Genomic DNA, 19,241 nt, shown 5'->3' on the forward strand with positions numbered 1-19,241 from the left:
GACCCGGCCTACAGGCCCGTAGGCCCGGTAAGCGCAGCGCCACCGGGCATTAACATCCCCGCACAATACTCCTTCATTTCCCACATTGATCCAGCGTATAATCCCGCTCCTTTTGTCTATTTTTTCTTCGGAAGCATTATGAGCGCAATTTCCCTGATCCAGCCGGATCGTGACCTCTTCTCCTGGCCCCAGTACTGGGCGGCCTGCTTTGGACCGGCACCGTTCCTGCCGATGTCTCGTGAAGAGATGGACCAACTTGGCTGGGACAGCTGCGACATTATTCTGGTGACCGGCGATGCCTATGTCGATCACCCGAGCTTTGGCATGGCGATCTGCGGTCGTATGCTTGAAGCCCAGGGCTTCCGCGTCGGGATCATTGCCCAGCCGGACTGGAACAGCAAAGAGGACTTTATGCGCCTCGGTAAACCGAACCTGTTCTTCGGCGTCACCGCGGGCAACATGGACTCGATGATCAACCGCTACACCGCCGATCGCAAACTGCGTCACGACGATGCCTACACCGCGGATAACGTGGCGGGCAAGCGTCCGGACCGCGCCACTCTCGTGTACACCCAACGCTGCAAAGAAGCATGGAAAGACGTGCCGGTCATCCTGGGTGGCATCGAGGCGAGCCTGCGCCGTACCGCCCATTACGACTACTGGTCTGATACCGTACGCCGTTCGGTGCTGGTGGACTCCAAAGCCGACATGCTGATCTTCGGCAACGGCGAGCGTCCGCTGGTGGAGGTGGCGCACCGTCTGTCCCAGGGCGAGCCGGTAGGCAACATCCGCGACGTGCGCAACACCGCGATCATGGTGAAAGAGGCGCTGCCGGGCTGGAGCGGGGTGGATTCCCGCATCATCGATATGCCGGGCAAAATCGACCCGATCCCGCACCCGTACGGCGAAGATCTGCCCTGTGCCGATAACAAGCCTGTTGAGCCGAAGAAAGCCGAAGCCAAAGCGATCACCGTTCAGCCGCCGCGTCCAAAGCCGTGGGAAAAGACCTACGTGCTGCTGCCATCCTTTGAGAAAGTCAAAGCTGACAAAGTGCTCTACGCACATGCGTCGCGCATTCTGCACCATGAAACTAACCCGGGCTGTGCCCGTGCGCTGATGCAAAAGCACGGCGAGCGTTATATCTGGGTCAACCCGCCGGCGATCCCGCTCTCCACCGAAGAGATGGACAGCGTCTTTGCCCTGCCGTACAAGCGCGTGCCGCACCCTTCATACGGCGACAGCCGCATTCCGGCGTATGAGATGATCCGCTTCTCGATCAATATCATGCGCGGCTGCTTCGGTGGCTGCTCCTTCTGCTCCATTACCGAGCACGAAGGGCGCATCATCCAGAGCCGTTCTGAAGAGTCGATTGTCAACGAGATCGAAGCCATTCGCGACACGGTTCCGGGCTTTACCGGCGTGATCTCCGATCTGGGTGGCCCGACAGCCAACATGTATATGCTGCGCTGTAAGTCGCCGCGTGCGGAACAGACCTGCCGTCGTCTCTCCTGCGTCTATCCGAGCATTTGCGAGCACATGGACACCAACCATGAGCCGACGATTAACCTGTATCGTCGCGCCCGCGGCCTGAAAGGCATCAAGAAGATCCTCATCGCTTCCGGCGTGCGTTACGACATCGCCGTGGAAGATCCACGCTACATCAAAGAGCTGGCGACCCACCACGTGGGCGGCTACCTGAAGATTGCTCCTGAGCATACCGAAGAAGGCCCGCTGTCGAAGATGATGAAGCCGGGGATGGGCAGCTATGACCGCTTCAAAGAGCTGTTCGACACTTACTCCAAACAGGCCGGGAAAGAGCAGTACCTGATCCCGTACTTCATCTCCGCCCACCCGGGTACGCGTGATGAGGATATGGTGAATCTGGCCCTGTGGCTGAAGCAGCGCCGCTTCCGTCTGGATCAGGTACAGAACTTCTATCCGTCACCGCTGGCGAACTCCACCACCATGTATTACACCGGCAAGAACCCGCTGAGTAAGATTGGTTATAAGAGTGAGGATGTGGTGGTGCCGAAGGGGGACAAACAGCGTCGCCTGCATAAAGCCCTGCTGCGCTATCACGATCCGGCTAACTGGCCGCTGATCCGCCAGGCGCTGGAAGAGATGGGTAAAAAGCACCTGATCGGCTCACGTCGCGACTGCCTGGTGCCTGCGCCAACGCTGGATGAGATGCGCGAAGCGCGTCGCCAGAATCGTCATACCCGCCCGGCGTTGACCAAGCACACGCCGATTGTGCATCAGCGTTCGAACGCGGGGGCAACCGCGAAGAAACCCGTAAAACGCAAAGCGTAAAATAAAACCCCGGCTCGCCGGGGTTTTTTATTTATCCGCCAAACTGGTCCGGATCCGGCCCTAAACGCTTGCCTTTATCCAGCTTCGCAATTTCACCCAGCTCATCTTTATCCAGACGGAAATCCCACACCTTGAAGTTTTCCGCGATGCGCGACGGGGTGACGGATTTCGGGATCACCACCAGGCCGCAGTCCAGATGCCAGCGAATGACAATCTGTGCCGGGGTTTTGCCGTACTTATCGGCGAGATCGCGGATGATTTTCTGATCGAACACCCCTTCGCCGCCCTGTGCCAGTGGGCTCCAGGATTCAGTCTGGATCTTGTGGGTCGCATTCCAGGAGTGGAGTTGACGCTGCTGCATCAGCGGGTGCAGTTCAATCTGGTTGATGACAGGGGCCACGCCCGTCTCATCAATCAGGCGCTGCAGATGGTGAACCTGGAAATTACAGACTCCGATGCTCTTCACCAGCCCTTCTTTCTGCAGCTCAATCATCCCTTTCCAGGCGTCGACATAGTGATCGATCGCCGGCACCGGCCAGTGCATCAAGTAGAGATCGACGAAATCGAGTTGCAGCTTGTCCAGGCTCTCCTGGAGCGCTTCTGCAGGGCGCTTCTGGTCGTCGTTCCACAGCTTGGTGGTGATGAATAACTCATCGCGTGACACACCGGCGCTGGCCAGCGCTTTGCCCACGCCGTCCTCATTTTTGTAGGCGGCCGCGGTATCAATGGAGCGATAGCCGACTTCCAGTGCTTTATGAATGGCGGACACGACCTCGTCGTTACCGGCTTTCCATACGCCGAGCCCCAACTGGGGCATTACGTTGCCGTCCTGAAGCTTGATTACGGTTTGGTTTGCCATTTTTCCTCCTTCATTGGACATCCACCAGAGGTACTCCTCTGGTGGCGTATGTGCATTAAGCCTGGCCTAAATGCCGAAAAACGAAAGGTAAGCGTGCAAAATCGCTTAGCGAGCGGCCTCGTAAATACGGCGGCTCACGTCGAGGGTAATGTCGTGATGCTCACCGATCTGGGTCATGCCGTGTTCTTCCAGTTTCGCCAGCAGGGCAGGGATGGAGCTGCCGTCCAGGCCATAGCCGGAGAGGCGAGTTGGCACGCCCATCTGCTCGAAGAAGTTGCGGGTGGCGGCGATAGCGGCATCGATGCGCTCCTCTTCCGAACCGGCGGTGATACCCCATACGCGCTCAGCGTACTGCAGCAGTTTGCCGCGCTTGGTGTCGCGTTTCTCATTCCACAGCGCAGGCAGAACGACCGCCAGGGTCTGGGCGTGATCGAGGCCGTGCATCGCCGTCAGCTCGTGGCCCAGCATGTGGGTGGCCCAGTCCTGCGGCACGCCGGCACCAATCAGGCCGTTCAGCGCCTGAGTCGCGGCCCACATCACGTTGGCACGCACTTCGTAGTTTTCTGGCTCTTTCAGCGCCACCGGGCCGTCTTCAATCAGAGTCAGCAGAATACCCTCGGCGAAACGATCCTGAATTTTGGCGTTCACCGGGTAAGTGACGTACTGCTCAACGGTATGAACAAAGGCGTCCACTACGCCGTTCGCCACCTGACGCGGCGGCAGGGTGTAGGTGTAAACCGGATCCAGTACCGCAAACACCGGCTGCACGTGCTCGTTCATAAAGGCCTGCTTGTCGCCGGTGGTTTTACGGGAGATCACCGCACCTTTGTTGGACTCAGAGCCGGTTGCTGGCAGGGTCAGCACGGAGCCCATCGGAATGGCGCTTTTGATGTCGCTGCCGCCGGTCTGCAGGATGTGCCACGGGTCGATGCCGTCAGGATAGTGGGCCGCCGCAGCGATAAACTTGGTGCCGTCCAGCACCGAGCCACCGCCCACCGCCAGCAGGAAGGTGATCTTCTCGTCGCGGGCGATTTTCACGGCGTTCATCAGGGTTTCGTAAGAGGGGTTCGGCTCGATGCCGCCAAACTCACGCACGTCCAGACCTTGCAGGGCGCTATAGACCTGATCCAGCACGCCGTTTTTCTTCACGCTGCCGCCGCCATAGGTGACCAGCACGCGGGCGTCTGCCGGGATCTGCCCGCGCAGATCGGCGATAGCGTCTTTACCAAACAGAATACGGGTCGGGGTATGCAGATTAAAATTGTTCATTGTTCGTTCCCTTAGGTGGGTGAAAATACCGGGCTAACTGATGGTGCCCATTGTGGCGAGCGCAGGCTCTCCTCTCAATGCACATTCCTGCCGTTGTCTTGCCCATTTCTACACGGAGCTGGAGAAACTGCGAAAAACCGCGCACACTGCAAACGTCGGAAACCCTGGACGGATCGAGCAAAGATGAACCGCGATGAAACCTGCCTGCAGCTAACGGCGCAAATTAACAGACTGAAAGATAATGCAAATAATCTCGGCGAACTGCTGCCGGACGTGCGCCTGCTGTACGGCACTCAGCCCGGCACCCGCACGCCGGTGATGTACCAGCCGGGTATCATTTTTCTCTTTTCCGGGCATAAAATTGGCTATATCAACGAACGGGTATTCCGCTATGACCCGCGCGAATATCTGCTCCTGACAGTACCTTTACCCTTTGAATGTGAAACCTTCGCGACAGAAGCCGTGCCGCTGGCGGGGATTCGTTTAAATGTGGATATCCTGCAACTGCAGGAGCTGCTGATGGACATTGGCGAAGACGAGCTGTTTTGTCCGTCGATGGCGGCAAGCGGGATCAACTCCGCCACGCTGACGGATGAGATCCTCTGCGCCATTGAGCGTCTGCTGGATGTGATGGAGCGGCCGCTGGATGCCCGCATTCTGGGTAAACAGATCGTGCGTGAAATTCTCTATCACGTGCTGCTGGGGCCTGGCGGCGGGGCGCTGCTGGCACTGGTCAGCCGTCAGACCCACTTCAGCCTGATCAGCCGGGTGCTGAAGCGCATCGAGAGCCAGTACACCGAGAACCTGAGCGTCGATCAGCTGGCGGCAGAGGCCAACATGAGCGTCTCGGCGTTTCACCATAACTTCAAATCGGTGACCAGCACCTCGCCGCTGCAATATCTCAAGAGCTACCGCCTGCACAAGGCGCGGATGATGATGATTCACGACGGGATGAAGGCCAGCGCGGCCGCGCTGCGGGTGGGGTATGAAAGCGCGTCGCAGTTCAGTCGGGAGTTCAAACGTTATTTCGGGGTGACGCCAGGGGAAGATGCGGCGCGGATCCGGATGATGCAGGGGTAGGGTGTTCAAGTTCCCTCTCCCCTATGGGGAGAGGGTGAAGAGTATAGCTGTCAGGCGTTGCAGTACTTCTTACGGATCACCACCACGATGGTTCCCACCAGCCCTGCTACAAGCAGGAACAGCGGCAGGATCATCAGGAAGGTCATGACCTGATCTTCGTGGCGTTTCACGAATGGGATCATGCTCAGCGCATAGCCGAAGGTGGTCACTACGCCGACCCACAGCAGCGCGCTCAGCCAGTTAAAGAACTGGAAGCGGCGGTTAGAGAGGCCGGAAATGCCCGCCATGGTGGGCAGCAGGGTGCGCACAAAGGCCAGAAAACGCCCGGCGAGCAGCGCCAGCAGGCCGTGGCGATCGAACATGCAGGTCGCCCGCTGATGGTATTTATGCGGCAACTGCGCCAGCCAGCTTTTGACCACCCGCGTATTGCCCAGCCAGCGGCCCTGCAGATAGCTGAGCCAGCAGCCCAGGCTGGCGGCGGAGGTGAGGATCACCATCGTCGGCGCAAAGTCCATTACCCCTTTACCGATTAACGCTCCCGCCAGCAGCAGCAGGCTGTCGCCCGGTAAAAATGAGGCAGGCAGTAACCCATTTTCCAGAAACAGCGTGGCGAACATCACCAGATAAACAATCCCAACCACGTGAGGGTCCGCCAGTGCTGCAAAATCGTGTTGCCAGAGTGCAGCGATAATATCTTGAATAACAGCCATGGGCTTTCCTGTGGAACAGCGTATATGAAGTTATTGTACTCCCTATTTAGCCCGATGGGTTTGATCGAGGACCCAACAAATCAGACTTTTCTGGAGGTGGTGTCCAGAAATGCCTACTTTGCGGCCTCTTTTGTCCACGGGCTATTCGATACGAGCAAACCCGGCCTCTAAATCCGCAATCAAATCGTCGACGTTTTCCAGCCCGATATGCAGACGGATCAGGGTGCCGGTAAAGTCCACTTTTCCGCCCGGACGCAGATCGGCAATCTGCTCTGGCTGGTTCGGCAGGATCAGAGACTCAAAGCCGCCCCATGAGTAGGCCATGCTGAACAGCGAGAAGTTATCGAGGTAGTTGGCCAGCTCGTCATTGCTCAGACGCTTGTTGAGCACAAAGGAGAACAATCCGCTGCTGCCCGTAAAGTCACGTTGCCAGAACTCATGGCCTACGCTGCCCGGCAGGGCTGGATGGTTTACGCGCGCCACCTGCGGATGCTGCGCCAGCCACCGGGCGACTTTCAGGCTGCTTTCATGATGCTGACGCAGACGAACGCTCAGGGTGCGCAGGCCGCGGCTGGTCATGTAGGCGGTATCGGCATCCACCATTTGTCCCATCAGATAGGCATTTTCACACAGTTGCTCCCAGCAGCGGGCGTTGGAGACCGCCGTACCGATCATGCCGTCCGAGTGGCCAATCAGGTATTTGGTCGCCGCCTGGATAGAGATGTCGATACCAAAATCGAGCGCCTTAAACAGCACGCCTGCCGCCCAGGTGTTATCGATCATAATGATGGCGTCCGGCGCTTTGCTGCGTACCGCCTGCACAATGGCCGGCACATCATGCACTTCCATGGTGATGGAGCCCGGCGATTCAAGGAACACGATCCGGGTGTTGGGCTGGATCAGATCGGCAATATTGGCGCCGATCTGCGGATCGAACCAGCCGGTGGTCACGCCCAGCTTGCTGAGGATTTTGGTACAGAAGTCCTGGCTGGGCTCGTAGGCGGTGTTGGTCATCAGAATGTGATCGCCCTGCTCGACAAACGCCAGAATGGTATTTGCCACCGCCGCCGCGCCACAGGGGAACAGCGCACAGCCTGCACCGCCTTCCAGCTCGCACATCGCTTCCTGCAAAGAGAAGTGGGTCAGCGTCCCGCGACGCCCGTAAAACAGCTCGCCCTTCGCCCGGTTACGGGTGGCGTGCTTTTTGGCCTCGACGGTATCAAATACCAGCGAGGAGGCGCGCTGAATAACGCTGTTTACCGAACCGAGGGTGTATTTCTTGCTGCGTCCCGCCTGGACAAGGGTGGTATCAAGATGCTTCTCTTTCATGTCTACGCAACCTGTTTTTATACGTCTGGACGTCCACACTATCACGAAAGTAAAAAAGGTCGCGAGGAGGGGGATAGGATCAGCGGAAAATTTTTTAAAATTTGTTTCCGGGAAATTTTTCCTGCGTAAGCGCAAGGAAAATGAAACGAATTTACGGCAGTATGTAAATACTAATGAGAACTACTATCAATTCGACGCTGTTTTGATATTATTATGCTCAGATTTTGTGATTTGCGTCCTGGAGATACCGAGTGGGTAATAATTTGATGCAGACGGACCTCTCCGTCTGGGGCATGTATCATCATGCCGACATCGTAGTGAAGATTGTGATGATCGGCTTGATTCTGGCGTCCGTCGTCACCTGGGCTATTTTCTTTAGCAAGAGCGTAGAGCTTATCTCGCACAAGCGCCGTCTTAAGCGCGAACAGCTGCAGCTGGCCGAGGCCCGCACCCTGAATCAGGCGAGCGACATGACCTCTTCCTTCCAGGCCAAAAGCCTGACCACCCAGTTAATCAACGAAGCCCAGAACGAGCTCGAACTTTCTGCAGGCAGCGAAGATAACGAAGGGATTAAAGAGCGTACCGGCTTCCGCCTCGAACGTCGCGTTGCGGCCATTGGTCGTCATATGGGCCGTGGTAACGGCTACCTGGCGACTATCGGTGCGATTTCACCGTTCGTTGGTCTGTTTGGTACGGTCTGGGGCATCATGAACAGCTTCATCGGCATCGCCCAGACGCAAACCACTAACCTCGCGGTTGTGGCACCGGGCATCGCAGAAGCCCTGCTGGCGACGGCGATTGGTCTGGTTGCAGCTATCCCGGCGGTAGTCATCTACAACATCTTCGCCCGTATGATCGGCAGCTACAAAGCCACCCTCGGTGACGTTGCCGCTCAGGTCCTGCTGCTGCAAAGCCGCGATCTGGACCTCAGCGCCAGCTCGGTGAAGCCGGTCCGTTCTGCTCAGAAATTACACGTAGGTTAATTCGTCATGGCAATGCGTCTTAATGAAAATCTGGACGATAACGGCGAAATGCACGAAATCAACGTGACGCCGTTTATCGACGTCATGCTGGTTCTGCTGATTATCTTCATGGTTGCTGCGCCGCTGGCGACGGTGGACGTGAAGGTCAATCTGCCCGCGTCATCCAGCCAGCCGCAGCCGCGCCCGGAAAAACCGATTTATCTGTCCGTGAAAGCCGATAAATCCATGTTCCTGGGTAACGATCCGGTGACTGAGGAGTCGGTGATCCCGGCGCTGAATACCCTGACCGACGGCAAGAAAGACACTACCGTCTTCTTCCGTGCCGATAAGACCGTCGACTACGAAACCATGATGAAGGTAATGGACACGCTGCATCAGGCGGGTTACCTGAAGATTGGCCTGGTCGGCGAAGAGAAGACAGTCGCGAAATAAACAAAAACGGCAACCCCAAGGGTTGCCGTTTTTGTATTTGCCCGGTGGCGCTACGCTTACCGGGCCTACGTTCAACATGTAGGCCCGGTAAGGCGAAGCCGCCACCCGGCGCTGCACCACTATCCCAGATGTTCCCCGCCGCACACCCCGTGCACTTCCGCCGTCACATAGCTTGACTCCTGGCTTGCCAGATAGACATACACCGGTGCCAGCTCCGCAGGCTGCCCTGCGCGCTTCATCGGGGTCTGCTGACCAAACTGCGGGATTTTCTCCTGAGTCTGGCCGCCGGAGATTTGTAGCGCCGTCCAGATAGGCCCTGGGGCCACCACGTTGACGCGCACGCCGCTCTCTGCCACCTGTTTCGCCAGCCCGCGGCTGAAGTTAAGGATGGCCGCTTTGGTTGAAGCGTAATCCAGCAGATGGGAGCTGGGCTGATAGGCCTGGATCGACGAGGTGGTGATAATGCTCGCCCCGGCGGGCAGCAGCGGCAGCGCTTCCTGGGTTATCCAGAACAGCGCGAACACGTTCACCGCATAGGTCTGCTTAAACTGCTCCGTCGTCAGGTCGGCAATCTTTTCGACCGCAACCTGCTTACCGGCCACCAGCGCCAGCACATCCAGCCCGCCCAGTTCCTGATGGGCTTTATGCACCAGTGAACGGGCAAATTTTTCATCGCTCAGGTCGCCGGGGATCAGCACCGCTTTGCGTCCAGCTTCTTCAATCAGCTGCTTCACCTGCTGCGCATCTTCTTCTTCGGCAGGCAGATAGTTAATGGCGACGTCCGCTCCTTCACGCGCGTAAGCGATGGCGGCAGCGCGTCCAATGCCTGAATCGCCCCCTGTCACCAGTGCCTTACGATCCTGTAGTCTGCCGCTGCCCTTATAGCTCTTCTCGCCGCAGTCCGGCACCGGGTCCATCTTGCTCTGCACCCCGGGGGCAGGCTGCTTCTGCTGTGGATATTCACCGGTGTGGTACTGGGTTTTAGGATTCTGAATTTTGCTCTGGGAATTTGCCATTGAGGTTCTCCTTGATCTTGACCCGCCATCTCCGGACAGCTTTTGTATCTTAAGTTAACGATGTCCGCTGCCGCCGATATTCCCTCGGGGAGTGATATCCCAGCGCGCTGTGCGGGTGGTTTTCATTGTAATGTGTGAACGCTGCTGCAAGGTTTCGCAGGGCTGTTCTCACATCTGGTTTTGCCATGAACGCGATATAGTCTTCCTTCATCGTCTTCACGAACCGTTCGGCCATGCCATTGCTCTGCGGGCTGCTCACCGCTGTTGTACACGGCTCCAGATTCAGCTCTCTGGCGAACCTCCGCGTTTCATGCGCGGTATATGCTGAACCGTTATCCGTCAGCCATTGAACCGGTGTGGTCGGCAGCCCGTCGCCGAAGCGCTTTTCCACCGACCTCAGCATCACATCCTGCACCGTCGAACTGTCGTAGCCTCCTGTGCTCGCTGCCCAGTCTATGGCTTCTCTGTCGCAGCAGTCCAGCGCGAACGTGACCCGCAGCTTCTCACCGTTGTCGCAGCCGAACTCGAAGCCATCTGAACACCAGCGCATATCGCTTTCTGCCACCGCGATTTTGCCCTTATGTTCACGCTTCGACCGCTCTGGTTTGTCATGCAGTAACAGCAGATTATGCTCGCTCATAAGCCGGTAAAGCCGTTTGGCGTTCACGGGGGCAGTCCCTCTGTACGACGTTGCGTACGCAGGATGCCCCACACACGGCGATAGCCGTAACTGGGCATATCGCTGATGATATCGAGGATCTCTGACAGTATTTCAGCGTCTGCTTCGTCATCACGCCGGTTACAGCGCCTGTCCCTGCCAGTCGGCAGAACGGTTAATTCGCAGTGACAGCTGCGCACGCGACACGCCCATGGTGCGGCTGACCAGGGCTATTCCCCGTCCTTTGGCAACAAGGGCGCGTGCGCTATCCATTTTCGCGACTGAGCGTACTCCACGGCTTCTTTCAGGATCTCAACTTCCATCGTCTTCTTGCCCAGCAGGCGCTGAAGCTCCCGGACCTGCTTCAGAGCAGCAGTAAGCTCAGAAGCTGGAACAACTTCTTCTCCGGCCGCAACGGCGGTGAGGCTGCCTTCCTGATATTGCTTCTTCCACTTAAACAGCAGGCTGGGCTGGATGCCATGCAGGCGGGCGACATGGGAGACATTCATGCCCGGCTCCATCGTCTGCTGGATAATGGCGATCTTCTCCTGAGGAGTTTTACGTTTACGGACTTCTTGTCCTAACAGGATCCCGGTCATCTCAAAATTGGCGTTAGTGTTAGACATATATTCAAGCCTATCTCTTATCTGGAGATACAGCTACTGTCTGGTGTTTCAGGGGGCTACATCACCATTGAGGTTCTCCTTGAGTGGTTAGTCAGGCTTTAAGCTTAGGAGAATCAACCAGGAAGTGAGGATCATTCAGGATAATCCTTAAATCAGCAACGGGCGAGGCGGTACGAACTGGCGGGGTTTACGGCTTTTGCGGAGGGATGTCGGCTTTCGCGGCCAGCACGTCTTCATTCAGTGCGACTGTGGTCACGCTGGATGTGCGATAGCCCTGATCGGCCAGCTTACGGGTAACACGCAGGGTGGCGGTTTCACGTGCCCGCAAATACTGATAATTGGTTTCCAGGCGGGCCAGTATTTTATCTTTTAAGTCTGGTCGCTGCTGCATAATGGCGTTTATTGTCGCGCCGTAGATCTCTTCTTTAACCTGCAAAGGGTAAATTTCACGACGGTTTTGCCATTTCAGACGCACCAGACCGGCGGGAATGGAGAGCAGCTCTTTCGCAATGCGTTGTATTTCCGCATTTTTAATCTCTTTAAGTGCAGCCAGGTTTTGCTCTAAGATAAATTCATCGCTCTTTTTATCATCTAAAGCTAAATAAACGTTGTTGTTATCAACATCCTTCACGTTATTCATCCCCTAGCTTATAAAAAATGGGCGTGTTTTTTTCGCAAGTAATTAGATTCAGCCAGATGTCATTACCGGCTTCGTTTATCTCATCGGTTTTTTCCGTCAATATTTGACTTAGTGCTTGCGCGTCTATTTCCCCCTCCGCTTGCAGGTCATTGAGCAAACGGGCGAAGACCTCGATTTTAACTACCCGGAATAACCGGTCCTTTATATGGCGGTCGTGCTCTTCGAGCAACATATTGCGGGAGTTACCGGTACGGGTAACACCAATTAATATATCGGGCGCATAATCTGCGAGTGTTCTTTTCCCCTTAGTGAAATTTGCATTGCTTTCTGCTTCTGGTGGTTTCGGTTCCACGGAAGAAATGTGAAACTTAGCCGGGACCAGATTGTCGGGCAACATTTTATATTTCCTTTAATTTCAACAGGGTAGGGTTGTCTGGAGTGTGAGATTCGTTGACAATAACATGAGGCAAATTTAAAATCAAAAAAAATGGAGCCTGCCTATATGAACAGCATTTTTTATACTGTCATTACTTTGTTATTGCTTACTGCCGTAGTTCTTTTATTGATGCGCGAGTTCAATAAAAGTAGCGAAGCGGAGAACGCGCACGCCTCTGCCCAGCCAGAACGGATGTCAAAAGAAGAGGGCGAAGACCATTTTTCGGTGTTAATGAATGCGATTACGCCGGTTTGGTACTGGCGTGTTAATCATGAATATATTGATTTCCTCCATGCCACAATTAAACGAATGAATATGGTGGAAATAAATAGCATTCCTGACTTGTTTGAGGCGCAGCGTCGTTGCAGCGATCTTAACTCGGCGGTCTACAAATATTACGACAATATCAAGAAGCGCTGCCTGAATGGTGAGAAAGTGTCGCATTCCGATCTGGAGGTAATGAACCTGAGCCAGTGTTTTCGTGAGTTCAGCCTTGAGGCCTATCCATCGCTGGTCGTACTGGTTTGGCCGGAATATCAACGTCCTGTCGTTAAGCCGGAGCAGGTATAGGGGCGTTGTTGTTTAGTTGTTGCAAACACTTTACCCCGTTGCGATATACTGCGCGCTGGTTTCGTTTGCAGACAGGACTCTATGGAACGCTTCTTTGAAAACGCAATGTACGCCTCCCGCTGGCTGCTGGCCCCGGTCTATTTTGGCCTCTCGCTGGCGCTGGTGGCCCTCTGTATTAAATTCTTCCAGGAAATTTTTCACGTCCTGCCGCATATATTCAGTGTCGCAGAATCCGACCTGATCCTGCTTCTGCTGTCGCTGGTGGATATGACCCTGGTAGGCGGCCTGCTGGTGATGGTGATGTTCTCAGGCTACGAAAATTTCGTCTCGCAGCTGGATATCTCCTCTGATAAAGAGAAGCTGAGCTGGCTGGGTAAAATGGACGCCTCGTCGCTGAAAAACAAAGTGGCCGCCTCGATTGTGGCCATCTCGTCGATCCATCTGCTGCGGGTGTTTATGGATGCCAAGAACATCCCGGATAACAAGCTGATGTGGTACGTGATTATCCACCTGACGTTTGTGCTGTCGGCGTTTGTGATGGGATATCTGGATAAGCTGAGCCGCAAGTAAATACGCGGCCGGGATCCTCTCTCCCCGACGGGGAGAGAGGCAAACACTATTTATCTGATGACGCCTGCCACAGATTCAGCTGCCCGTCGGCCACGTGCCGATCAATCCGCTGCAACTCATCCTCGCTAAAGTGCAGATTATTCAGCGCCTGCACGTTCTCCTCCAGCTGCTCCGTCCGGCTGGCGCCAATCAGCACTGACGTCACGCGCTCATCCTTCAGCAGCCAGCTCAGGGCCATCTGCGCCATCGTCTGACCGCGTTCCTGCGCCATCTCATTCAACAAACGCAGGCTGTTGAGGTTAGCGTCGGTGAGCATATTCTCGGTCAGGCCGCGCGCTTTTTTACCTTCGCGCTGCATACGGGAGCCGTCAGGAATGCCGTTGAGGTACTTCCCGGTCAGCAGCCCCTGCGCCAGCGGCGTAAAGGCGATACAGCCGGTGCCGTTAGCCGCCAGGATATCCAGCAGGCCGCTCTTGTCCACCCAGCGGTTGAGCAGGTTATAAGAGGGCTGATGGATAAGCAGCGGGATTTTCCACTCGCGCAGCAGCTCCGCCATTTTCTGGGTGCGTTCCGGTGAATAGGAGGAGATGCCGACGTACAGCGCCTTACCGCTCTGTACCGCCTGCGCCAGCGCAGAGGCCGTCTCTTCCATCGGCGTGTTCTCATCCACCCGGTGCGAGTAGAAGATATCGACGTAGTCCAGGCCCATCCGCTTCAGGCTCTGGTCGAGACTGGCGAGCAGATACTTGCGCGAGCCGCCCGCACCGTGCGGGCCCGGCCACATGTCATAGCCTGCTTTGGTGGAGATAATCAGTTCATCGCGATACGCCGCGAAATCATCGCGCAGCAGGCGGCCAAAATTTTCCTCCGCGCTGCCCGGCGGTGGGCCATAGTTATTGGCGAGATCGAAGTGAGTAATGCCGCAGTCAAAGGCTTTTCGCAGCAGAGCGCGCTGTGAATCGAGGGCGTGGACGTGGCCGAAGCTGTGCCACAGGCCGAGTGACAGGGCGGGTAAGCGCAGGCCGCTTTTTCCACAGTAACGGTACTGCATGGTCTCGTAGCGGTTCGGGGAGGCGTTCCAGGGCATGATGTCTCCTTTCTGATGATTGATTTTCGAAACAGCGTTTCTATTCTATCCTTTGTTCGTTCACAATTCATGGAGATATGCGATGACGCGTATGACCGCCAAAGACTTTCCTCAGGAATTGCTCGACTACTACGATTATTACGCTCACGGCAAAATCAACAAACGTGAGTTCCTCAATCTGGCTGCCCGCTATGCTGTCGGCGGCGTCACGGCGCTGGCGCTGTTCAATATGCTCAAGCCCAATTACGCCCTCGCAGAGCAGGTGAAGTTCACCGATCCCGACATTTTGCCCGAGTACATTACCTATCCCTCGCCGGACGGTCATGGCCAGGTGCGCGGCTATCTGGTGAAACCGGCTAAAGCCACCGGTAAAGTCCCGGCGGTGGTGGTGGTGCACGAAAACCGCGGTCTTAATCCCTACATTGAGGATGTGGCGCGTCGGGTGGCGAAAGCGGGGTACATCGCGCTGGCGCCGGATGGCTTAAGCTCGGTGGGCGGTTATCCCGGTAACGATGAAGAAGGGAAGGTCCTGCAACAGAAGGTTGATCCAACGAAGTTGATGAACGACTTCTTTGCCGCCGTCGGGTTTATGGAAAAACACCCGGACGCCACGGGCAAGGTAGGGATCACCGGTTTCTGCTATGGCGGTGGGGTCTCTAATGCCGCGGCGGTCGCCTGGCCGGAACTGGCCTGCGCGGTGCCTTTCTATGGCCGCCAGCCCCCAGCGGCGGATGTTGCCAAAATCAAGGCTCCGCTCCTGCTGCATTACGCCGAACTCGACAAGAATGTTAACGAGGGCTGGCCTGCTTATGAAGCCGCGCTTAAATCTAACGGCAAGGTATATGAAGCCTGGATCTATCCTGGCGTAAACCACGGATTCCACAATGATTCTACCCCGCGTTACGACGAGCCCGCCGCGGAATTAGCCTGGAAAAGAACCCTGGGATGGTTTGAGAAATATTTGAGTTAACCTGCCTGAAAATGCCCGGCAGGCATCCCACTGCCGGGTCCGCATTATTTATTTCGCCCGACAATAGTCTTTTTGCTTTATGACATTTTTATTACCGTCAGATGGCTGAAATGCAATGCCACTCATCCCTTAATCATTATGCGGGTAAAGGTGGAATAGATGCTTTATATTTGCAACTTTATGAAATATAAAGGCAGGTTATTTTAAGGGGTAATACCACCGATGCCGCATCTTAATTTCCACACTTATTAAACAGAAATAAAAAGTTTTATAAAATTAGCCAATAAAAGTACCGCTTCGCATTTTATTGCCGATAACGAGGGTAATACTCGCCTCCGGGCGATATCTCCCTCATGGCAAGGAAATAAATATGCAAGTGTTTCGTAATTTCACGATCCGGTTCGTCATGCTGACGATTCTGGGGATTTTCTGTTTAATGTGGGCGGGCGTTGGGCTGTACGGCTCCTGGGCACTGTCCCGCGTTGCCGATGGCAATGAGGTCGATCGGCAGCTGGTCAAACAGATGACGGTGCTCAGCCAAGGCAACGATCAGTACTTCCGCTTCGTCACCCGTTTGAGCCGGGCGATGGACGTGCAGGCGGCGGGCGGTACGGCGGATCTCACCTCCGTCCAGCAGGCGCTGGACACCATGAGCAACAAGCTCGAGGAGATGAAAGCCATGTCGCCGGGGCCGATGGATGCGCAGATCTCATCCCAAGTGATCGCCAGCTGGCAGGCGCTGCTGGAGAACGGCGTAAAGCCCCAGATGCAGTTCGCGCAGCAGGGCAACGTTGATGCTTATCGCCAGCAGGCGAATAACGTCACCCCACCGCTGAGCCGGGCCTTTGGCGACAGTGCCGGAAAATTCAATAAAGCCGCCGACAGCATTCTCGACAGTACCCGCGTGACGGTGGACGGCCTGACCAGCTTCACCCGGACGGTGATCGTCACCGCGACCATCATCGGTCTGCTGATCCTGCTGTTCGCCGATCGCTACCTGGTCGCCATGCTGGTGAAACCTCTGGATCAGCTCCGCCACCACTTTCGTCAGATTGCCCAGGGCGATCTCAGCCAGCCGATCGCCCCCTTTGGCCGTAACTGCGTGGGCCAGCTGGTGCCGCTGCTGACGGCGATGCAGGACAGCCTGCGCGAAGCGGTCAGCACCATCCGCAGCGGTAGCGAGAATATCTGGCGCGGCGCCACGGAGATCTCCAGCGGCAATAACGATCTCTCGTCGCGTACCGAAGAGCAGGCGGCGGCGCTGGAAGAGACGGCGGCCAGCATGGAGCAGCTCACCGCCACGGTGAAGCTGAACGCCGACAATGCCCGTCAGGCCAGCGAGCTGGCGGATCTGGCCTCTCTCACCGCCAGCCGCGGCGGGGCGCTGGTGGATAACGTGGTCAACACCATGACCGGCATCTCCGTCAGCTCGAAGAAAATCGCGGAGATCACCAGCGTCATCAACAGCATTGCCTTCCAGACCAATATTCTGGCCCTCAACGCAGCGGTAGAAGCGGCGCGCGCGGGTGAGCAGGGGCGTGGTTTTGCAGTGGTAGCGGGCGAGGTACGTAATCTCGCCAGCCGCAGCGCCAGTGCGGCAAAAGAGATCGAAGGGCTGATTACCGATTCCGTCTCCCGGGTGGAGGAGGGCGCCCGACTGGTGAACGATACCGGCACCACCATGGAGGCGGTGATGCGTGATATTACCGGCGTGACCACCATCATGAAGCAGATTGCCGCCGCCTCGGAAGAGCAGAGTAAAGGCATTTCACAGGTGGGCGTGGCAATTACCCAGATGGATGGCGTGACCCAGCAGAACGCCTCGCTGGTGGAGCAGGTGTCGGCCGCGGCCTCCGCGCTGGAGCGTCAGACCGAGGAGCTGCAACGCTCGGTGCAGAAGTTCCGCCTGGCGAGCTAGCGGCGGCCGGGCTGCACGTCGCTGATCAATTGGGTCACCTGTGAAAGGTGACCAATTTTCACTTCACTGGACCGCTGAAACTTGCTTTTGTCGATTAACAGCAGCGACTGGCTGGCACGACTGAGAAGCTGCGACTTAAAACCCGCGCTGTGCGGGGTGGGATCCCACATCACACCCTGCTCATCCACCCCCTCGCACGAGAAAATAAACAGGTCGATCTCCAGGGCCTTCAGCTGCGTCACCAGAGCCGGGTTCACATAGCAGCGATATTTCCGCTCCAGCGTTCCGCCCGAGCAGATCAGAGTGATGCGTTCGCGCTTCGCCAGCTCAAGGCAGATGGGCAGGCTGTTGGTAAACACCGTCAGGGCGATATCCGGCAGCTGCCGTGCCAGATGAAAACAGGTTGAGCTGGCGTCCAGGGCCAGAGTCATCCCGTCGGTGACCCAGTCCAGGGCGTGACGGGCAATGTCGGCTTTGTCGGCGTAATGGCTTTTCAGCCGCGCGCCAAAGGGTTCGCCGCCGTCGCGGTGGTCCGGGTGAATGGCCCGCGCTCGCCCGTGATGGCGAACAATCTTGCCCTGCTGCTGAAGCTGTTTCAGATCCCGGCGAATCGTCTCTTTGCTGACCCTAAGCTCCGCGGCAAGGGCGTCTGTGGTCAGCCAGTCGGACGCCGCCAGCAGGCGGATAAGGTCCTGATGACGGGTGCTTTTCATGACTGCGTTCCGGTTCGGGAGACAGAGATTAGCGTCTGGCCAATCGCCACGCCATTCTTGCCGGTGTGCTTGATCTGGTACATCGAGCGATCGGCGCGGCGCAATGCATCGACGAAATCATCCTGCTCCTGCACCTCATCGATCCCCACCGAGGCCCCCACCTGCGCCTGGCCGTTATCCAGCTCGAACGGCGTCAGGGCCGCATTCAGGCAGAGGTGTGCGGTGCTGTTTACCAGCAGACTGGCGAGCGGGAAGGGCAGCAGCAGGACAAACTCGTCCCCACCCAGACGCCCGACCACAGCGCCCGGCGGGCAGGTGTCGCGCAGACGCTGGCTGAGCTGGATCAATAGCTCATCGCCGCTGCGGTGACCGAAGGTGTCGTTCACCGTTTTAAAATCATCCAGATCGATAAAAGCAATGCACAGCGGCCCCTGGGCTTTGAGCTGCGCGAAGTGCGTGAGCAGCGCATGGCGGTTGGCAAGGCCGGTGAGCGGATCGTGGTTCGCCAGCTGGGCAAGCTGCTCCTCGTACTGCTTCTCTTTAGTCATGTCGATGTGCGTGCCGGTCACCTTCAGGGGGTTCCCCTGCTCATCCCATTCGGTGACGCGGCCGCGATCCAGCACCCAGGTGACAGTGCCGTTTTTGTGCTGCATCCGGTGCAGTGCTTCGTAGAATGGGGTTTTGCCGTGCAGATGATCGTAGAACGCATCAAGCACGTTCTGCCTGTCATCGGGGTGCAGATGCTCACGCCAGATCTCAAACTGCGCGCTCAGCTCCTTGGGCTGATAGCCCAGCATGGAGCCCCAGCGGCGGTTATAGATAATCAGCTTCCCGGTCGGAACATCAAGCTGCCATAAACAGAGACCCGTCCCGTCGAGCGCAGCGCTGAGCTTGTTGCGGGCGTCACGCGCCAGCCTGGCAAGCCGGGCGTTGTGCTTTTTGAGAATCTGAATCTGATGTTCCAGCGCCTTTTCTGACATGCGAATAATCTGAAGAAAGAAATTATTGATGCCAGTTTACCGGATGGTTGTAAATATGCTGTTGAAAAAAGAGGGAGGTTTGCGT

The 19,241-nt window shown here is 56.6% G+C and carries 18 protein-coding genes and 1 pseudogene; 8 read left to right on the plus strand and 11 right to left on the minus strand.

Annotated features, from left to right (window positions below; genetic code table 11):
* Positions 1-138: 138 nt before the first annotated feature.
* Positions 139-2,310, plus strand: a complete 2,172-nt coding sequence (locus LRS40_RS10500; RefSeq protein WP_231313654.1) for a YgiQ family radical SAM protein — start codon at positions 139-141, stop codon at positions 2,308-2,310.
* Positions 2,311-2,341: 31 nt separating this feature from the next.
* Here LRS40_RS10500 and dkgA read toward each other — a convergent pair whose 3' ends face one another.
* Positions 2,342-3,169 (minus strand): 2,5-didehydrogluconate reductase DkgA, encoded by an 828-nt coding sequence (dkgA, locus tag LRS40_RS10505; RefSeq protein WP_156264637.1) that lies wholly within the window; start codon positions 3,167-3,169, stop codon positions 2,342-2,344.
* Positions 3,170-3,274: 105 nt separating this feature from the next.
* Positions 3,275-4,438, minus strand: a complete 1,164-nt coding sequence (yqhD, locus tag LRS40_RS10510; protein WP_142487099.1) for an alcohol dehydrogenase — start codon at positions 4,436-4,438, stop codon at positions 3,275-3,277.
* Positions 4,439-4,621: 183 nt separating this feature from the next.
* Here yqhD and LRS40_RS10515 point away from each other — a divergent pair, with 183 nt between their 5' ends.
* Positions 4,622-5,518: an AraC family transcriptional regulator gene (locus LRS40_RS10515; RefSeq protein ID WP_156264636.1), complete on the plus strand. Its 897-nt coding sequence runs from the start codon at positions 4,622-4,624 to the stop codon at positions 5,516-5,518.
* 50 nt (positions 5,519-5,568) lie between these two features.
* On the opposite strand, the gene yghB is transcribed toward LRS40_RS10515, so the two are convergent.
* Together yghB and metC are read right to left on the minus strand one after the other, a co-directional pair.
* Positions 5,569-6,228, minus strand: coding sequence for a DedA family general envelope maintenance protein YghB (yghB, locus tag LRS40_RS10520; RefSeq protein ID WP_142487097.1), 660 nt, complete (start codon positions 6,226-6,228; stop codon positions 5,569-5,571).
* Between the two features lie 141 nt (positions 6,229-6,369).
* Positions 6,370-7,557, minus strand: coding sequence for a cystathionine beta-lyase (gene metC / locus LRS40_RS10525; protein WP_231313655.1), 1,188 nt, complete (start codon positions 7,555-7,557; stop codon positions 6,370-6,372).
* Positions 7,558-7,808: 251 nt separating this feature from the next.
* On the opposite strand from metC, the gene exbB reads away from it, so the two are divergent.
* Together exbB and exbD are read left to right on the plus strand one after the other, a co-directional pair.
* Positions 7,809-8,540, plus strand: coding sequence for a tol-pal system-associated acyl-CoA thioesterase (gene exbB / locus LRS40_RS10530; RefSeq protein WP_231313656.1), 732 nt, complete (start codon positions 7,809-7,811; stop codon positions 8,538-8,540).
* Positions 8,541-8,546: 6 nt separating this feature from the next.
* Entirely contained in the window at positions 8,547-8,972 is a 426-nt protein-coding gene (gene exbD / locus LRS40_RS10535; RefSeq protein WP_142487094.1) for a TonB system transport protein ExbD, read from the plus strand.
* A gap of 119 nt (positions 8,973-9,091) precedes the next feature.
* Here exbD and LRS40_RS10540 read toward each other — a convergent pair whose 3' ends face one another.
* From LRS40_RS10540 to LRS40_RS10555, 4 genes and pseudogenes are all read right to left on the minus strand, one after another.
* Positions 9,092-9,988 (minus strand): SDR family oxidoreductase, encoded by an 897-nt coding sequence (locus tag LRS40_RS10540; protein WP_231313657.1) that lies wholly within the window; start codon positions 9,986-9,988, stop codon positions 9,092-9,094.
* A gap of 49 nt (positions 9,989-10,037) precedes the next feature.
* A pseudogene (locus LRS40_RS10545) lies at positions 10,038-11,245 on the minus strand (IS3 family transposase).
* A 214-nt stretch (positions 11,246-11,459) separates the two neighbouring features.
* The gene (locus LRS40_RS10550) at positions 11,460-11,912 is read right to left on the minus strand and encodes a cytoplasmic protein (RefSeq protein ID WP_142487092.1); all 453 of its coding nucleotides are present in this window, start codon (positions 11,910-11,912) and stop codon (positions 11,460-11,462) included.
* Entirely contained in the window at positions 11,905-12,309 is a 405-nt protein-coding gene (locus LRS40_RS10555; RefSeq protein ID WP_142487091.1) for a hypothetical protein, read from the minus strand. The genes LRS40_RS10550 and LRS40_RS10555 overlap by 8 nt, the downstream gene beginning before the upstream one ends.
* 105 nt (positions 12,310-12,414) lie before the next feature.
* Here LRS40_RS10555 and LRS40_RS10560 point away from each other — a divergent pair, with 105 nt between their 5' ends.
* Complete coding sequence (locus LRS40_RS10560) at positions 12,415-12,918, plus strand: ESA_00282 family adhesion-associated protein (protein WP_142487090.1); 504 nt, start codon at positions 12,415-12,417, stop codon at positions 12,916-12,918.
* Between the two features lie 81 nt (positions 12,919-12,999).
* The gene (locus tag LRS40_RS10565; RefSeq protein ID WP_103822854.1) at positions 13,000-13,488 is read left to right on the plus strand and encodes a TIGR00645 family protein; all 489 of its coding nucleotides are present in this window, start codon (positions 13,000-13,002) and stop codon (positions 13,486-13,488) included.
* Positions 13,489-13,534: 46 nt separating this feature from the next.
* Here the strand turns inward: LRS40_RS10565 and LRS40_RS10570 are convergent, their stop codons facing one another.
* Entirely contained in the window at positions 13,535-14,575 is a 1,041-nt protein-coding gene (locus LRS40_RS10570) for an aldo/keto reductase (protein ID WP_231313658.1), read from the minus strand.
* An 82-nt stretch (positions 14,576-14,657) separates the two neighbouring features.
* On the opposite strand from LRS40_RS10570, the gene yghX reads away from it, so the two are divergent.
* Complete coding sequence (yghX, locus tag LRS40_RS10575; protein ID WP_156264632.1) at positions 14,658-15,545, plus strand: YghX family hydrolase; 888 nt, start codon at positions 14,658-14,660, stop codon at positions 15,543-15,545.
* Positions 15,546-15,915: 370 nt separating this feature from the next.
* Positions 15,916-17,463, plus strand: a complete 1,548-nt coding sequence (locus tag LRS40_RS10580) for a methyl-accepting chemotaxis protein (RefSeq protein ID WP_156264631.1) — start codon at positions 15,916-15,918, stop codon at positions 17,461-17,463.
* Here LRS40_RS10580 and fucR read toward each other — a convergent pair.
* Both fucR and LRS40_RS10590 read right to left on the minus strand, forming a co-directional pair.
* The gene (fucR, locus tag LRS40_RS10585) at positions 17,460-18,176 is read right to left on the minus strand and encodes an L-fucose operon activator (RefSeq protein WP_142487086.1); all 717 of its coding nucleotides are present in this window, start codon (positions 18,174-18,176) and stop codon (positions 17,460-17,462) included. The two genes, LRS40_RS10580 and fucR, sit on opposite strands and share 4 nt — an antisense overlap.
* Positions 18,173-19,156 carry a sensor domain-containing diguanylate cyclase gene (locus LRS40_RS10590; protein ID WP_231313659.1) on the minus strand — a complete coding sequence of 328 codons (984 nt, stop codon included), beginning with the start codon at positions 19,154-19,156 and terminating at the stop codon, positions 18,173-18,175. The genes fucR and LRS40_RS10590 overlap by 4 nt, the downstream gene beginning before the upstream one ends.
* Positions 19,157-19,241: the final 85 nt, after the last annotated feature.

Origin of the sequence: Leclercia sp. G3L, from assembly GCF_021117075.1 — a bacterium.
GTDB lineage: Bacteria > Pseudomonadota > Gammaproteobacteria > Enterobacterales > Enterobacteriaceae > Enterobacter > Enterobacter adecarboxylatus_C.

What these genes read in the sequence shown, in the direction of transcription:
- LRS40_RS10515 (WP_156264636.1), top strand. Translation starts at nt 4,622, where the DNA reads ATGAACCGCGATGAAACCTGCCTGCAGCTAACGGCGCAAATTAACAGA.
- exbD (WP_142487094.1), top strand. Translation starts at nt 8,547, where the DNA reads ATGGCAATGCGTCTTAATGAAAATCTGGACGATAACGGCGAAATGCAC.
- dkgA (WP_156264637.1), bottom strand. Translation starts at nt 3,169, where the DNA reads ATGGCAAACCAAACCGTAATCAAGCTTCAGGACGGCAACGTAATGCCC.
- LRS40_RS10570 (WP_231313658.1), bottom strand. Translation starts at nt 14,575, where the DNA reads ATGCCCTGGAACGCCTCCCCGAACCGCTACGAGACCATGCAGTACCGT.
- LRS40_RS10550 (WP_142487092.1), bottom strand. Translation starts at nt 11,912, where the DNA reads ATGAATAACGTGAAGGATGTTGATAACAACAACGTTTATTTAGCTTTA.
- fucR (WP_142487086.1), bottom strand. Translation starts at nt 18,176, where the DNA reads ATGAAAAGCACCCGTCATCAGGACCTTATCCGCCTGCTGGCGGCGTCC.
- yghX (WP_156264632.1), top strand. Translation starts at nt 14,658, where the DNA reads ATGACGCGTATGACCGCCAAAGACTTTCCTCAGGAATTGCTCGACTAC.
- LRS40_RS10580 (WP_156264631.1), top strand. Translation starts at nt 15,916, where the DNA reads ATGCAAGTGTTTCGTAATTTCACGATCCGGTTCGTCATGCTGACGATT.
- LRS40_RS10565 (WP_103822854.1), top strand. Translation starts at nt 13,000, where the DNA reads ATGGAACGCTTCTTTGAAAACGCAATGTACGCCTCCCGCTGGCTGCTG.
- metC (WP_231313655.1), bottom strand. Translation starts at nt 7,557, where the DNA reads ATGAAAGAGAAGCATCTTGATACCACCCTTGTCCAGGCGGGACGCAGC.
- LRS40_RS10590 (WP_231313659.1), bottom strand. Translation starts at nt 19,156, where the DNA reads ATGTCAGAAAAGGCGCTGGAACATCAGATTCAGATTCTCAAAAAGCAC.
- LRS40_RS10555 (WP_142487091.1), bottom strand. Translation starts at nt 12,309, where the DNA reads ATGTTGCCCGACAATCTGGTCCCGGCTAAGTTTCACATTTCTTCCGTG.
- LRS40_RS10560 (WP_142487090.1), top strand. Translation starts at nt 12,415, where the DNA reads ATGAACAGCATTTTTTATACTGTCATTACTTTGTTATTGCTTACTGCC.
- LRS40_RS10500 (WP_231313654.1), top strand. Translation starts at nt 139, where the DNA reads ATGAGCGCAATTTCCCTGATCCAGCCGGATCGTGACCTCTTCTCCTGG.
- LRS40_RS10540 (WP_231313657.1), bottom strand. Translation starts at nt 9,988, where the DNA reads ATGGCAAATTCCCAGAGCAAAATTCAGAATCCTAAAACCCAGTACCAC.
- yghB (WP_142487097.1), bottom strand. Translation starts at nt 6,228, where the DNA reads ATGGCTGTTATTCAAGATATTATCGCTGCACTCTGGCAACACGATTTT.
- yqhD (WP_142487099.1), bottom strand. Translation starts at nt 4,438, where the DNA reads ATGAACAATTTTAATCTGCATACCCCGACCCGTATTCTGTTTGGTAAA.